This is a genomic window from Pseudonocardia sp., assembly GCF_050250275.1.
Lineage (GTDB): Bacteria > Actinomycetota > Actinomycetes > Mycobacteriales > Pseudonocardiaceae > Pseudonocardia.
The window spans coordinates 156,232-170,732 of record NZ_JBFWOY010000006.1; the positions used below are offsets into that span (position 1 = coordinate 156,232).

The following is a 14,501-nucleotide window of genomic DNA, read 5'->3' on the forward strand; positions in this document are numbered from 1 at the left end:
TTTCGACTATGCCGAACGCTCATCGGAAGCTACGCTCAGCCGGTGGACCGCACAAGGGTCCGCTGCCCTCCCCCGAGGACGGGCACACGCGACGGTGCGGGAGGTGGCGGTGTGATCCAGTCCGTCGACCGCGCCGTCCGCATCCTCACCGCGCTGCAGGGTGCCCGCCGGATGGGCCTCGGCGAGCTCGCCGCCCAGCTGGAGCTCGCCCCGTCGACGGTGCACGGGATCGTCCGCACCCTGCTCGACCACGGCATGGTCGCCCAGGAACGCGACTCCGGCCGCTACCGGCTCGGCCCCGCCACCCTGCGGCTGGGCAACGTCTACCTCGACACCCTCGAGCTGCGGTCGCGCTCGGTGCCGTGGGCCGAGGACCTCGCCGCCCGCACCGGGATGGCCGTGCGCACCGCCGTGCTGCTGGCCGGCGTCGACCGCGACCTGCCCGAACGCGACGTGATCGTCGTCGCCCACGAACCGCGGCCCGGCGGCGGGCGGCAGATGAACGAGGTCGGCATCGTCGTCCCCGCCCACGCGTGTGCGCTGGGCAAGGCCCTGCTCGCCTTCGACGACACGGCACTGCCGGAGACCGATACGTTGCGCAGCATGACGGGCGAGACCATCACCGACCCGGCGCGGCTGCGCGCGGAGCTGGCCGCCGTGCGCGCCGCCGGTGTCGCCACCGAGGCCGAGGAGGCCGTCCTGGGCGAGTACGGCGTCGCCGCCCCGGTCGGCGACCACAGCGGCGCCGTCGCCGGCGCGATCGGGCTGGTCGTGGCGCAGAGCGACTGGCCGCTCGACCCCGTCGCCGCCGACGCCCTGCGCGCCGCCGCCCGCAGCATCTCCCGCGAGCTCGGCGCCGCGTCCTGGCCCCCCGCGGTCACCGAGCGCCCGGCGGCGAGCGCGTGAGCGCGAAGCTGGGCATCGGGCTGGCCGCGGTCGCGCGACCGGCCTACATCACCCCCGGCCGCGCCCACGACCTCGGCACCGAACGCGGCGTCGAGGCGCTGCGGGCCCGCACCTGGCAGGTCCTCGACGCCGCGATCGCCTGCGGGGTCGACTACGTCGACGTCGCCCGCTCCTACGGCCGCGCCGAGGAGTTCCTCGCGGGCTGGCTCGACGCCCACCCCGGCGTGACCGTCGAGGTGGGGTCGAAATGGGGCTACCGCTACGTCGGCGACTGGCGCACCGACGCGGACGTCCACGAGGTCAAGGACCACTCGATCACGGCGTTCACCGAGCAGCTCGCACTGACCCGCGCCACGCTCGGCCGCCGGTTCGACGTCTACCACGTGCACTCCGCGACGCTCGACACCGGAGTCCTCACCGACACGTCGCTGCACATCCAGCTGGCGGCGCTGCGCGACGAGGGCGTCCGCGTCGGCATCTCGACCTCGGGCCCCCGCCAGAGCGAGGCGATCCGGCGCGCCCTGGAGATCCACATCGCCGGCCGGCCACTGTTCACCTCCATCCAGTCGACCTGGAACGTGCTGGAGCCCTCCGCCGGTCCGGCACTGGCCGAGGCGGCCGCCGTGGGCGCGCGGGTGATCGTCAAGGAGCCCGTGGCCAACGGGCTGCTCGCCCCCGGCGGCCAGGACGGCTCCGCCGTCGCGGCGAAGGCGGCCGCACTGGCCGCCCGCGCGGGAATCGGCATCGACCGGCTCGCGATCGCCGTGGCGCTGGCCCGGCCGTGGGCGTGGCGGGTGCTCTCCGGCGGTGTCGACGCCGCGCAGGTCCGCAGCAACGCCGCCGCCGCCGGTGTCGACCTGCGCCACGTCGACACCGCGGTGCTCGAGGAGCTCTCCGACCTCGCCCGACCGCCCGAGGAGTACTGGGCGGCACGCTCGGCGCGCGCCTGGAGCTGACCCGCGCCGTCAGGCCTGCACGGTCCCCAGGACGCCCAGCCTGCGCCCGACCGCGGCCGCCTCACTGCGCGAGTGCACCCCGAGCTTGCCGAGGATCGCCGTCACGTGGTGGTCGGCGGTCTTCGGCGAGATCACCAGCCGGGCGGCGATGTCGGCGTTGGTCAGCCCGTCGACCAGCAGGGCCAGCACGTCGAGCTGGCGGGCGGTCAGCCCCGCCGGGTTGGCCCGGGTCGTCGACGAGCTGCCCCGCGGGACCGCGCTGACCCCCGACTCGCGCAGCCGCGCGCGCACCAGGGCGGCGACCGCGCGCGCGTCGAGGGCGTCGAGCCGGCGCAGCGCCGCGAGCAGGTCGTCGGTGGACCCGCTGTCCCACAAGGCGATCGCCTGCGCGTAGGGCTGGTCGTCGGGTACCGGCGACGGTCCGGGGGCCGGGACCGTGCTCTCCTGCACCCCCGCCGCGGCCAACCGGCGCAACCACCGGCTCAGCGGCGCCACGACGACGTCGCGGCCGGCGAAGTCGCGGGTGTAGAGGTCCGCGACCAGGGGACCGTCGAGGCGCGGGTCGGGGGTCCGGGTGATCCACGCGTTCTCCGCGAGCGCCGCCGCCGCGGCCGCGACCAGTCCGGGGCTGTCGACCAGGTTCGCGATCCGCCACATCTCGTCGAGGTGCGGGTTGAGCGGCGGCGCCTCCCGGCGCGCGGCCAGCAGCCCGAGCACGAGGTTGGGCCACAGCCAGCCCAGCCGGATGTCGGTCGCGGCCAGCGCGATGCGGGAGTCGTCCTCGGCCTCGGCCCAGCGCCCCTGCAGCAGCCGCAGCCGGGCCCGCACCGCGTTGAGGTAGGCCACGCAGATCGGGGCGTCGCGCTCCTCACTGATCCGCAGCCCGTCGGCCACCGAGACCTCCGCGTCGGCGAGCCGGCCGTGGTCGACGTCGTAGTGGCACAGGTTCGCCATCGGCGTCGTCGTCAGGTCGTCGAGGCGGTATCGCATACCGACCTGCATCGCCGCGACGAGGTCCGCGCGCCCGCTCACGTCGCCCTGCAGCAGCCGGGTCACCGCCGTGCCGATCGACGCGGTGCTGCGCAGCACGACGTCGCCGCCCAGCTCGGCGGCGATCACGTCGACCTGTTCCCCTGCGCGCTGCACCGCGTGCGCGTCACCACGCCATGCGGCGAGGAAACCCTGCTTGCACAACGCGAACGCCAGCGCCCGACGGTTGTCGCCGGCCTCCAGGATCTCCACCGCGGCGTCGGCGTGGTGCTCGGCGGAGGCGCGGTCGGCCGCACCCCAGAAGAACCCGGCCAGCGCGGTGTGTCCGGCGCCGACGGCGGCGGTGTTGCCGGCTGCGGCCCGCAGCTCGATCGCCTGCTCCCGGGCGGTGATCGCGTCGCGCAGGCGGTCGGAGAGGTAGAGGTCCAGCGCCATCGCCTCGAGCAGCCACGCCCGGACGGCGGTCTCCCGCGGCGCACCCGCGACGTGGCGCAGCGCCGTCTCGTAGAAGGCGACGGCCTCCCGGTGCGCCCCGGCGCGCGACGCGTCCTCGCCCGCGACCGGCGCGTACGTCAGCACCCGCTCGGCGTCGCCCGCGGCCGCGGCGTGGTGGGCGAGCACGCTGGGGTCGCCGCCGACGGCCTCCAGCGCCTCGATCATCACCCGGTGCAGGGCGGCCTCGCTGCCGGGCGCGGTCGCCTCCAGCACGGCGGAACGGGCGATCTCGTGACGGAACGCGACGCCGTCGCCGTGCCGGTCGAGCAGGCCGGTCGCGGCCAGCAGCCCGACCGTCGACGTCGGCACCGCGAGCGCGCCGAGCAGCTCGCGCGTCACTGGCTCCGGGGTGCACGACAGCAGCTCCAGGCAGTGCCGGGCCTGCGGGTCGAGCCCCGCGACGCGGGCGAGCACCGCGTCACGCACGCTCGCGGGCAGCGGCGAATCGGGCTGGGCGAGGATCTGGCTGACGAAGAACGGGTTGCCCGCGGTCCGGTGGTGCACGTCGGCGGGGTCGGCGCCGAGGCCCGCGAACAGCTCGGCGACGGCGTTGCGGCTCAGCGGGGTCAGCTGGAGCCGGCGCGCGTCGGGGGTGCTGACGAGGTCGCCGACGACCGGGCTCAGCGGATGGTCCACGCCGAGCGCGTCGCGGTAGGACAGCACCAGCAGCAGCGGCAGCCCCGCGATCCGCCTGCCCAGGAAACGGACCAGGTCGAGGGTCGCCTCGTCGCCCCAGTGCACGTCCTCGACGACGAGCATCCGCGGCCGGGCGCGCAGCGCGTCGAGGACGGCGGCGAAGACCTCGTGCGGGGCGGCGGTGCTGCGGAGCAGGTCGGGGACCGGGTCGCCGAGGTCGTGGGCGACGTCGCGCAGCGGCCCGAGCGGGCGCGGGGTGCTCAGCGAGTCGCACATGCCCCACAACGGCTGCAGCTGCTCGCGCGTCCGCTCGGCGAACGCCCGCAGCAGGACGGTCTTGCCGATCCCCGCCTCACCGGCGACGAGCACGACCGAGCCCGCCCCGGCGGCGGCGCGGCGGGCGCCGTCGCCGAGCACCTCGAGGTGGTGCTCGCGTTCCATCAGCTGCACGAATCGGACTGTAGGAGACGAACGGCCCGGCGGCCACGGCCGGACGGAGGGCATTGCGGCCGGTCGGAGGGCATTGCGGCCGCCCCCGCGAGGACCGTCGGGGGCCGTGGTGGACTGTCGGACGTGGAACCGGTCACCGTCGCCGCCCGCCGCGCACGGCTCGTCACCCGGCACCGGTTGGGTGCCGCGGCCCGGGCGAGCGGCGACCCGGACGGCGTCGTCGCGGCGGCGGCGTCCGTGCTCGGCCTGCACGCCACCGACCCGGCCACGGTGCACCTGTCGGCCCTGGCCCGGACCGGTGGCGCGGCCGTCGCCGACGTCGAGCACGCCCTCTACACCCACCGCCGTCTCGTGCGGATGCTCGGGATGCGCCGCACGGTATGGGTCCTCGATCGGGACACGGCGGCGCTGGTCCAGCACGGCTGCGCGCACACCGTCGCCGCGACGCAGCGCCGCCGCCTCGTCGCGCACCTCGACGGGTCCGGGGTTCCCGACGCCGGCGCCTGGCTCGCGGACGTGGAGGCCGAGACCCTCGCGGCGCTGCACGCCCGCGGGGAGGCGTTCGCCGCCGACCTCGCCGCCGACGTCCCGCGGCTGCGCACCCGGATCGCCGCCACCGGGCAGAACGCCACGGCCCGGGTACTGCTGCAGCTGGCCGTCGACGGGCACATCGTGCGTGGCAGGCCGCGCGGGTCCTGGACGTCGACGCAGTACCGCTGGTCACCGGCGGCGACCTGGCTCGGCGAGCCGCTCGGTGCGCTGCCCGTCGAGACCGCGCAGGCCCAGCTCGCCGCCCGCTGGCTGCGCGTGTTCGGCCCCGCCCCGGTGTCGGACCTGCGCTGGTTCACCGGCTGGACCGCCCGTGAGACCGCGCGGGCGCTCGCGGCGCTCGACCTCGCCGCGGTCGACCTCGACACCACCCCGGGCATCCGGCTCGCCGACGACCCGGTCGATCCCGCGGACCCACCCGCCGAGGCGGTCCTGCTGCCGGCGCTCGACCCCACGCCGATGGGCTGGCAGTCCCGCGACTGGTTCCTCGGCCCGCACCGCGACCTGCTCTTCGACCGGACCGGCAACATCGGGCCGACTGTGTGGTGGGCCGGCCGCGTCGTCGGCGGGTGGGCGCAGCGCGCGGACGGCGAGGTCGTCCTCCGGCTGCTGGAGGACGTCGGGGCGGAGGCCGGCGACGCCGTCGACACCGCCGCCCACCGCGTCGCGACGCACCTCGGCGGTACCCGGGTGGTGCCGCGCTTCCGGACCCCGCTGGAGAAGGAACTGGCCGCGAGCTGAGTGCTTGTCCGGCGCCCGCCCCGGGGAGCATCCTCGGACCGGGCACCCGGGAGGTGACATGTCGGTCTGGGACATCGCGCGGCGACCACCCGCCGAGCAGTTCGCGGTGTGGCACGACGTCATCTGCCGCGCGTTCGTGCCGCTCACCCCGACCCGCACCGCTGTCGACGCCCGCGGGTTCCCGGCGCGGGTGGAGACCCGCGAGCTGGGGACGGTCAACCGGGCCCGCATCGACTCGCAGCCCCAGCTCACGGCGCACGGCCCCCGCGAGGTGGCGCGCTCGGACGGCGAGTACGTCTTCGTCAACCTGCAGCTCAGCGGGCACTGCCACGTCCGCCACCGGGTCGGGTCCGACGACGTCGACGCCGTCGTCGCGCCGGGCCAGTTCGTCGTCCTGGACACCACCGCGCCCTACCACCTGCGGTTCGACGAGCCCTGGCGGATGCTGTCGTTCCGCGTCCCCCACCGCGGTCTCGGCGGGCGGCCGCGGCCGGCGCTGCTGGGGCGGGCGGTCGACGGGGGCTCCGGCACCGGGCACGTCGTCGCGACGCTCGTACAGGCGTTGTGGCGCATGGACGACGACGACGGCACCCCCGGTGCGGGCGCGGCCGACGACCTCGAACGGTCCTTCACCGCGGCCGTCGCCGCGCTCCTCGGGGCCGGGGACGACGAACCGGGACACGCCGCGTTGCGGGCCGCCGTGCTGCGCCACGTCGCGGCCGAGCTGGGCGACCCCGGGCTGTCGGTGGCGTCGGTGGCGCGCCGGTTCGCGGTCTCCCCCCGCACCCTGCACGCGGCGTTCGCCGAGCACGACACCACGTTCGCTGCGGCCGTGCGCACCATGCGGCTGCAGCGTTGTGCGCGCGCCCTGCGCGATCCCGCCGAGACCGCGACCGTCACCGCGATCGCGGCCCGTCACGGCTACCTCGACCCGTCGGCGTTCAGCCGGGCCTTCCGCCGCGAGTTCGGGATCGCGCCCCGCGACGTGCGCCGGGGCTGACCCGTCACCGGGTGCACGTTCTGCACGGTCGCCGTGCACGTCCGGCCGGGACCCGCACCGCAGGCGCGCCCGAGAGTGGGTCCCCACGTATCGACGCAAGGGAGCACCCGTGGCCGTCTCCTTCACCCTGTCCCCCGCCCAGCAGCAGCTCAAGCACGCCGCCCGCCAGTTCGCCCAGGAGCAGCTGCGCCCGCTCGCCGACGCCGTCCGCGCCGAGCCCGATCCGCTGCGCCGGGCGCTGCTGGCCCGCCCCGCGTTCGAGAAGGCGGTGACGGCCGGGTTCCTGAAGGGCCTGATCCCGGCACCGTTCGGCGGCGCCGCCGGTGACGGCGTCGACGCCGCGATCCTCGTGGAGGAGTGGGCGGCGCAGAGCCCCGACTTCGTCATCTCCATGGCCGGCCCGCTCATCGCGCTGATGCCCGTCTACCAGGTGGGCACCCCGGAGCAGATCGAACGGTTCGTGGCACCGTTCCTCGCCGACACCGGCGCCCCGGTCGCCGCGATGGCCTTCTCCGAGCCCGACGGCAGCGTCAACTTCGACGCCCCACCGCCCGCGGAGGGGATCCGCACCACCGCGGTGCCCGACGGCGACAGCTGGGTGGTCAACGGGCGCAAGCAGTGGGCGTCGCACCTGCCGGGCTGGGACGGCGACGGTCCCGACGTCATGACGATCGTGTGCCGCACGCCCGGCGGGGTCTCGCTGCTCGTCGCCGAGCGCGACCAGCTCGCGGGGCACATCGAGGTCGAGGAGTACCTGGACCTGCCCGGCCTCACCGGCTGCATGACGGCCCGGATCCGGCTCCACGACGTGCGGGTCCCGAAGGACAACCTCCTGGGCGCCGAGGGCCAGGGCGGGGAGCTCACGCGCAACGCGTTCTTCGCCAGCGGCGCGTCGATCGGCACGTTCGCGACGGCCGCGATGCGGCAGGCGTTCGACGTGGCGTACCGGTTCGCGACGACGCAGACCCGCGGCGGCGGCGTCCCCGTCATCTCCCACCAGTCGGTCGCCGACGTGTTCGCCGACGCGAAGGGCCGCATCGAGGCCGTCCGGCTGCTGTCGTGGCGCGCGCTCGACGCCGTCCTGTCCGGCGACCCGGCCGGTCCGGAGCTCGCCCTGCACTCGAAGATCTTCGGCTCCGAGACCGCCGTCGACGTGATCAACGCGTTGGTCAAGGTGGTCGGGGTGACCGCCTACGACACGGCGTTCCCGCTGGTCCGCCACCTCAACGAGGCGCTGGCCTATCCGGTGATCGAGGGCAGCAACGTCGGCATGCGGCGCCGGCAGCTGCAGGCGATGCTCGCCGCCCCCGGCTACGACCCGCTGGCCGCGTCCGGGATGAGCTGAACCGCCTGCAGGCTCAGGACGGCAGGCCGAGCAGCGCGGGTAGGTCGGCGACGGAGTCGACGATCGCGTCGGCGCCCGCCGCCCACAGCGGCGCGGCCCGGTGCGCACCCGACAGCACACCGACGGTCAGCCCCGCACCGGCCCGGCGCCCGGCGACCATCGCCGACGTCGCGTCGCCCGCGGTCACGACGTCGGCGGGTTCGGCGTCCAGCCGTGCGGCGGCGGTGAGCAGCATTGCAGGATCGGGCACGCCGCGGCCGTCGACGTCGGCCGGGCAGACGGTGACGTCGACGAGCCCGGTCCAGCCCAGCGCGTCGACGATCTCGGCGTGCAGCGACGGCTCGAACCCGCTGGCGAGGCCGACGGAGATGCCCGCCTCCCGCAGCAGCGTCATGGTCGTGGTCGCGCCCGGCACCTCGCGCAGCACCCCCTCGGCGAGCCGGGCCCGCAGCCGGGCGGCGAACGCGGCGTCGGCGTGCCGGGCCCGGCACATGTCGCCGTCGAGCAGGTCGCCGAAGACCGCCAGCGACGCCCGGTCCATCGTGGCCTGCGCCTGGCGGCGCAGCGCCGGGAACCGGGGGCCCGCGCTGGGCACCCGGACCGCGCCCAGGCCGGCGAGCACCGCGTCGAGGACCAGCCCGTCGTCGCACACCGTCGTTCCCGCCATGTCGAGCAGCGCCAGCCGCAGCGTCACCGGCACCCCTGCGGGCCGTCGAACACCATCGGGGAAGCTCACCGGTCGGCGATGACCGCTGCCCGACGACGGGGTGTCGGCGGGGTGAACGCCGGGAGACCGCACGGCCGTGGGCCCCGCGCCGCGCAGTGTCCGGCGCCCCCGACGGGTGCGGCGGGGGCGCGCGAGGGCCGGCGCCCCCGTGACGGTGACGTGGTTCACCCTGCGCGGCACGGGGTGACGGACGGGGGTGCCGTCACGCATCCTGGGGTGAGCCGCACGAACCGACACCGCGGGGGGTCCCGGTCCGAGATGGCGTCACCGACCGAGCAGCGCACACGCACCGCTCCGACCGCGACCCGTCGCCCGCGGACGCTCCCGGCGCTGTGGCGCGAGCTCAGGTCGTGGCCGACCCTGCTGGTGCTGGCCGTGTGCCTGCTCGGCGGGCTGCCCGCGACGATCGCGCTCACCCCGGCGCAGGACGTCACGGTCCTCGGCCAGCACGTGCAGCTCGGCGCGCGGACGCCGACGCCGTCGGTGTCCGGGCCCGCCCAGCTCGTGCAGATCGGCAACACCCGGCTCGACATCGCGCCGCTGCAGGTGTGGGGACCGATGCGCCCGCAGATCACCCTCGGCCCGGTCCAGCGCAACGCCGCGGCCGCGCAGGTGCTCGACCCGGAGCGGACCGTCGCGGCCCGCGCGCAGGCCGCGGACACCCTGACCTCGGGTTTCGTGCGCTGGTACGGGTGGGGTGCGCTGGGGCTGGTCGGGGTGTGCGTGGCGATCTGCGCGGTCGCCGGGTGTGTGCGGACGCTCGCGCTGCTGCGCCGGGAGAGCCGCGGCGCCCCCGGCGGGCACGTCACGATCGCCGAGCTGTGGCACCGCGGCGCCGGTACCGTCGGCCGCACGACCGTCCTCGCGTTGGCGGCGTCCCTGCTGGCCTGGGCGGTGTGCGGGGTGCTCGCCTGGTCGGGCGCGACGCGCGGGCTCTCGGACATCCGCTCGCTCACCCAGCTCGTCGGCTCCTACCACCTGTCCCCGTCACCGGAGGGACCGACGGTGTTCGGCTACACCGGTGCGGTCATCGGCGACTCCCGCGCCGCGCGGGTCGGCGGCCCGCCCGTGCCCGACGCGACGCCCGAGGACACCGCGTGCGAACGCAGCGCCGACTCGCTCGCCTCCGAGCTCACGCTCGTCACCGGTGCACCGGTCCGCAACCTGGCCTGCTCGGGCGCGAGCATCTCCCAGGGCCTGCGCGGACCGCAGGCACGCGGTGGGGACACCAGCGTCCCCGCGCAGGTCGGCCGGCTCAAGCAGATCGCCGGGCTGCAGTACGTGGTCGTCGCGATCGGGCCCAACGACCTGGGCTGGAGCGACTTCCTCGCCTACTGCTACGGCGTCCCCGACTGCGCCGACCGGTTCACCGCGGGCGAGTTCGACTACCGCCTCGCCGCGTTCGACCGCGACTACGGCGACCTCCTGCAGGACCTGACCGCCCTGCCCGGGCGCCCGCAGATCCTCGTCGCGACCTCCTACGACGTGTTCGCGCCCGGCCGCGAACCCGGTGACTGCGCCGACGCCCGCGGCCCGGCCGGCGTCCCCGGGCTCGACGCGGCGAAGACCGAGCTCATGCACGAGCGCAACCAGGCCCTCAACGACGTGCTCCGGGCAGGCGCGGCCAAGTACGACCTCGCCGTCGTCGATCCCCCGCTGGCGCCGCTGTGCAGTCCGCCGTCGGCCGACGGGCTCGGTGCCGACCTGCAGGGGCTCGGCGACCGCTACCCGTTCCATCCGACCGGCGTGGGGTCGCTGCGGGTGGCGGCGGCGACGGCGCGGCTGCTCGACCACGAACCGTCGTGACTACTCCGCGCGCCGGTCGAGCGGGGTGACCGTCCCGGCGGCACCGTCGACCCGGACCACCTGCCCCGTCCGCAGCCGGGTCGTCGCGGCGGCCACCCCGACCACCGCCGGGATGCCGTACTCGCGGGCGACGACCGCGCCGTGGGAGTTCGACCCGCCCATCTCCATGACGAGCGCGCCCGCGGTGAGGAACAGCGGTGTCCACCCGGGGTCGGTCGAGGGCACGACGAGCACCTCCCCCGGCTGCAGCGCGGCGTCGGCCGGGTCGAGCACCACCCGCACGGGCCCCTCGACGACACCTGCCGACGCGGCGGTGCCGGTCAGTGCGCCGTCGGCGGTCGCGGGCGCGGGCGCGGCCACCGCCTCCGGCTCGGTCCCGTCGGCGAGCACGATCCGCGGGACGTGGCGCCGGCGCAGCTCGCGCGCGTGGATGTCGCGGCGGCGGGCGACGAGTAACCGCTGGTCGGCGCCCGCCACGGCCGCGGCGATCTCGGCGAGGTCGAGCAGCACGACGTCGGCGCCCACTTCCAGCAGGCCGCGGCGCGCGAGGTCGGCACCGACGAGCAGCAGGTTCGCCCGGGCCGCGGCGAGCAGCCGCACCAGCAGGTCCTTGTGCTCCTCGCGCAGACCCGTGAGCGCCCTGGCGCGGCCCAGGGCCGCCCGGACGAGCACCGCACGCAGCCGCGACCGGGCCCGGACCCGGGCCGTGACGGCCGCGACGGTCTCCTCGGCCGCCCGCGCCCCGCGGGCGAACTGCGCGTCGGGGGCGAGGTCGGGACGCTCGTCGACGGGCAGGCGCAGGTAGCCGGCCAGCACGGCGAGCACGGGCGTCGGGTCGTCGGACCAGCGCGCGACGCCGAGGTCGATCTCGGCGGCGGCGCGGTGGCCGTGGTCGCGCAGGAACCCCGCGAGCCCGGCCTGCAGGACCGCGGGCAGGGTGCCCGCGTGGAACGCCGCGGCGAGGTCCGCGGGGTCGCGGTCGGCCAGTGCCGCCGCCGACGCCGGGTCGGTGCGCAGCCGTGCCGCGAGTGCCCACAACCGCAGGTCCATCTCGGTGGTCACGTTGTGCGGCAACGACCGCAGCACCTCGTGGACGTCTGCGGCGGGTAGGTCGGGGCCCGCGAGGAGCCGTGCCAGGCCCAGCGCGACGAACCCGCCCCCGGCGGCGGGCGCGGTCGTCGGCAGCACCGGGAACACCGCGGCGACGATCTCCTCCGCACGCCGCAGCCGGGCCGCCGTCGGCAGGTCCGGCGCCACGACGCACAGGGGCGCGACGCCCGCCCGCACCCGCTCGACGTGGCGCAGCGCGTAGCCGGGGGACGCCAGCGCGCCCACCAGCCGCACCGGCACCCGGAACCGGACGGCGATCCGCCCGACACCGCGCAGGAACGGCAGCCACGAGCGCCGGTCCGCGGGCCCGGCCAGCACGTGGCGGTCCGCGAGCTCGCCGGCCAGCAACCCGCGCGCGACGACGGCCGAGCGCGCCTCCATCACGTCGAGCACCCGCGGCGGGCGCGGCCGGGGGCGCTGCGCAACGCTGTCGTGACGTCGGCGAACGGGCGGCCCGCGGCCACCGCCACACCGCGCGGGCCGCGCCGGGGGTCGGCGGACGGTCTGCCCGTCATGGCCCCGACGGCGGTCGCGCCGACGACGCGGGCCGCCGAGACCCCGAGCGGGGTCATCGGCCGCACCAGCCCCTGCGCGAGGCTGACGCACAGGTACACGTGTCCCGGCTCGGCCGGCTCGACCAGCGGGAACAGCGTCGTCACCGGGCGGGACTGGGTGAGTGCGACCGTGCCGTCGGCGGCGACGGCCCACTCGACGTCCTGGGGTGCGCCGAAGTGTGCGGCCGCCCGCAGCCCGAGCGCGACGATCTCCGCCACCTGGGCGTCGGTGAGGCAGCGGCTGCGTTCCCCGGCGTGGTCCTCGGTCACGGTGCCGCCGCCCGCGACGGCCCGGACCGCCACACCCGCCTGGCCGACGCGGTAGTCGAGGACCCGGCCGTCGTGGCCGGCGACGACGTGGTCGGGGTCGACCGCCCCGGAGACGACCGCCTCGCCGAGTCCGGGGGCGGCGTCGAGGACCGCGTGGTCGCGGATGCCGGTGAGCGGGTCGGCGGTGAAGAGCACGCCCGCGGCCACGGCGTCGACCATGCGCTGCACCACGACCGCGAGCCGCACCGTCGACGGCTCGATCCCGGCGGTCTCGCGGTAGGCGACGGCGCGGTCGGTCCACAGCGACGCCCAGCAGCGGCGCACGGCGTCGACGACCGCGTCGGCACCGACGACGTTGAGACAGGTGTCCTGCTGCCCGGCGAAGCTGGAGTCGGGCAGGTCCTCGGCGGTGGCCGACGAGCGGAGCGCGACCGCTCCCGCACCCAGCGCGCGGTAGGCGGCACGGACGGCGGCGGCGACTCCTGCCGGGACGCGTGCCTGCTGCAGCCGTGCCCGCAGGGCCGCCGGGTCCTCGCCGGCGGCGAGGGCTGCCGGGAGTCCCGCCGCGTCGGCGGCCAGCGCGTAGGCCTCGGTGGTGAGGCAGAACCCGTCCGGCACCGGGATCCCGGCGGCCAGGAGCTCCCCCAGGTTGGCCGCCTTGCCTCCCGCGATCCCCAGGGAGGCGCGGCCGAGGCCGGCGAGCCCGACCACGAGCGCCGCGGCGGGGGCGCTGGCAACGGCGTCGGTCATGTCGGGACGGTAGCGCCGTCCCGATATCAACTCAACAACTGATGAATAGAATGTCCGCAGTCGGCAGCGGCGACGATCCGCGCCTCCGGAGCCGCAGCGGCCGGACGGCCGCGGCCGCGACCCGCGCACGGCCTTCACCGCACACCTGACGGTGTTCGACTACGCCTGCGGGACCGCGGTCGACCTGGAGCCGGAGCGCACCGCCCAGGCCGAGACCGGCCTCGACAGCGACGCGTGGGTGGAGGCCGATGTGGACTCACCCCGGACGCTGCCCGGCCGGCCCGGTGCGGCGACCGGAGCGGAGCAGGCGCTGAAGGGCGCGCCGGCCGGGGCGCGGTGCGCGGCCCGGCCGTCGGTCAGCGTTCGCGGACCGGCGCCGCCCGGCGGCGCTTGCCCTCGTCGGAGTCGAGCTGCTGCTGGACCGAGCGCAGCGAGTTGCCCAGCCGACGCATCGAGTCGGGGCTCAGCGAACCGACGACGAAGGCCTCCTCGGCACCGAAGCGCGGGAACAGCTTGTCGACGAGCGCACTGCCCTCGGGGGTGAGCTCGACCAGCACCAGCCGCCCCTCGGACTCGTGGCCGCGACGCGTGAGCAGGCCGCGGCGTTCGAGGGTGGCCAGCACGCCGCTGAGCGTGCTGCGGTTCACCCCGACCTCCTCCGCCAGGTACCGCGTCTGCATCTCGCCGAAGAGCCAGAGGACCCACAGGACGAGGAATCCCGTCCAGGTCAGCTCGCTGTCCTTGAGAACGCCCTGTTCGAGGTGGTGCCGGATGCGCATCGCGACACGCTGGATCGACGCGATCGTCGTCATCGCCGCGACCGTCTCGGGAGAGGTCTCGCGCTCGCTGAGGATGTCCGCCGCCGACCTGTCGGCGGGGGGCTCCCCCGCGAGCGCAGGACCCGTCCTGGAATCCGACCCGGGCCTCGCCCGCCGTGGAGAAGAACTGCCCGCCATGCCTCGGATAATAACCATGAATCGTGCGGGTACGGTCGACCCGTCCGGCGAGGACGCCCGTTTCGTGACGCAGGGCTCAGGACGTGGGACGCTGTTCCCGCGCTGTGGCACGAATCGAGGCCGCCCAGCCTGACGAGGAATGGACTGGACGGTCGTCCAGCTATTGTGGACGCATTCTCGATGATCGTGACGGCCCGTGAGTGGGCCCTCACGGATGGCGCGATCGTGCGCAACTCGCCAGATACCGACCACAGACCGTC

At 76.1% G+C, this 14,501-nt stretch carries 11 protein-coding genes; 6 read left to right on the forward strand and 5 right to left on the reverse strand.

Annotated features, from left to right (window positions below; translation table 11 throughout):
• Positions 1 to 111: 111 nt before the first annotated feature.
• Together AB7F12_RS08420 and AB7F12_RS08425 are read left to right on the forward strand one after the other, a co-directional pair.
• Positions 112 to 906 (forward strand): IclR family transcriptional regulator, encoded by a 795-nt coding sequence (locus tag AB7F12_RS08420; RefSeq protein ID WP_428499517.1) that lies wholly within the window; start codon positions 112 to 114, stop codon positions 904 to 906.
• A complete protein-coding gene (locus AB7F12_RS08425) occupies positions 903 to 1,862 on the forward strand; it encodes an aldo/keto reductase (RefSeq protein WP_428499516.1) in 960 nt (319 codons plus the stop codon). Before AB7F12_RS08420 ends, AB7F12_RS08425 begins: the two co-directional genes overlap by 4 nt.
• 9 nt (positions 1,863 to 1,871) lie before the next feature.
• On the opposite strand, the gene AB7F12_RS08430 is transcribed toward AB7F12_RS08425, so the two are convergent.
• Complete coding sequence (locus tag AB7F12_RS08430) at positions 1,872 to 4,424, reverse strand: helix-turn-helix transcriptional regulator (RefSeq protein ID WP_428499545.1); 2,553 nt, start codon at positions 4,422 to 4,424, stop codon at positions 1,872 to 1,874.
• A gap of 132 nt (positions 4,425 to 4,556) precedes the next feature.
• On the opposite strand from AB7F12_RS08430, the gene AB7F12_RS08435 reads away from it, so the two are divergent.
• The 3 genes from AB7F12_RS08435 to AB7F12_RS08445 all read left to right on the forward strand — a co-directional run bounded on the left by AB7F12_RS08435 (position 4,557) and on the right by AB7F12_RS08445 (position 8,068).
• Positions 4,557 to 5,723 (forward strand): winged helix DNA-binding domain-containing protein, encoded by a 1,167-nt coding sequence (locus tag AB7F12_RS08435; protein ID WP_428499550.1) that lies wholly within the window; start codon positions 4,557 to 4,559, stop codon positions 5,721 to 5,723.
• 58 nt (positions 5,724 to 5,781) lie between these two features.
• Positions 5,782 to 6,723 (forward strand): helix-turn-helix domain-containing protein, encoded by a 942-nt coding sequence (locus AB7F12_RS08440; protein ID WP_428499551.1) that lies wholly within the window; start codon positions 5,782 to 5,784, stop codon positions 6,721 to 6,723.
• Positions 6,724 to 6,832: 109 nt separating this feature from the next.
• The gene (locus AB7F12_RS08445) at positions 6,833 to 8,068 is read left to right on the forward strand and encodes an acyl-CoA dehydrogenase family protein (protein ID WP_428499552.1); all 1,236 of its coding nucleotides are present in this window, start codon (positions 6,833 to 6,835) and stop codon (positions 8,066 to 8,068) included.
• Positions 8,069 to 8,081: 13 nt separating this feature from the next.
• On the opposite strand, the gene AB7F12_RS08450 is transcribed toward AB7F12_RS08445, so the two are convergent.
• Positions 8,082 to 8,762, reverse strand: coding sequence for an HAD family hydrolase (locus AB7F12_RS08450; protein WP_428499553.1), 681 nt, complete (start codon positions 8,760 to 8,762; stop codon positions 8,082 to 8,084).
• A gap of 291 nt (positions 8,763 to 9,053) precedes the next feature.
• Here AB7F12_RS08450 and AB7F12_RS08455 point away from each other — a divergent pair, with 291 nt between their 5' ends.
• Complete coding sequence (locus AB7F12_RS08455) at positions 9,054 to 10,601, forward strand: GDSL-type esterase/lipase family protein (RefSeq protein ID WP_428499554.1); 1,548 nt, start codon at positions 9,054 to 9,056, stop codon at positions 10,599 to 10,601.
• Here the strand turns inward: AB7F12_RS08455 and AB7F12_RS08460 are convergent, their stop codons facing one another.
• From AB7F12_RS08460 to AB7F12_RS08470, 3 genes are all read right to left on the reverse strand, one after another.
• Positions 10,602 to 12,092 carry a PEP-utilizing enzyme gene (locus AB7F12_RS08460; RefSeq protein ID WP_428499586.1) on the reverse strand — a complete coding sequence of 497 codons (1,491 nt, stop codon included), beginning with the start codon at positions 12,090 to 12,092 and terminating at the stop codon, positions 10,602 to 10,604.
• The gene (locus AB7F12_RS08465; RefSeq protein ID WP_428499555.1) at positions 12,092 to 13,285 is read right to left on the reverse strand and encodes a PEP/pyruvate-binding domain-containing protein; all 1,194 of its coding nucleotides are present in this window, start codon (positions 13,283 to 13,285) and stop codon (positions 12,092 to 12,094) included. Before AB7F12_RS08465 ends, AB7F12_RS08460 begins: the two co-directional genes overlap by 1 nt.
• Before the next feature lie 356 nt (positions 13,286 to 13,641).
• Positions 13,642 to 14,097: a MarR family winged helix-turn-helix transcriptional regulator gene (locus tag AB7F12_RS08470; RefSeq protein ID WP_428499556.1), complete on the reverse strand. Its 456-nt coding sequence runs from the start codon at positions 14,095 to 14,097 to the stop codon at positions 13,642 to 13,644.
• Positions 14,098 to 14,501: the final 404 nt, after the last annotated feature.

Bases quoted from the DNA above. Each gene is read 5' to 3' on its own strand.
- AB7F12_RS08460 (WP_428499586.1), bottom strand. From the start codon at position 12,092: ATGGAGGCGCGCTCGGCCGTCGTCGCGCGCGGGTTGCTGGCCGGCGAG.
- AB7F12_RS08465 (WP_428499555.1), bottom strand. From the start codon at position 13,285: ATGACCGACGCCGTTGCCAGCGCCCCCGCCGCGGCGCTCGTGGTCGGG.
- AB7F12_RS08470 (WP_428499556.1), bottom strand. From the start codon at position 14,097: ATGACGACGATCGCGTCGATCCAGCGTGTCGCGATGCGCATCCGGCAC.
- AB7F12_RS08440 (WP_428499551.1), top strand. From the start codon at position 5,782: ATGTCGGTCTGGGACATCGCGCGGCGACCACCCGCCGAGCAGTTCGCG.
- AB7F12_RS08430 (WP_428499545.1), bottom strand. From the start codon at position 4,424: ATGGAACGCGAGCACCACCTCGAGGTGCTCGGCGACGGCGCCCGCCGC.
- AB7F12_RS08455 (WP_428499554.1), top strand. From the start codon at position 9,054: ATGGCGTCACCGACCGAGCAGCGCACACGCACCGCTCCGACCGCGACC.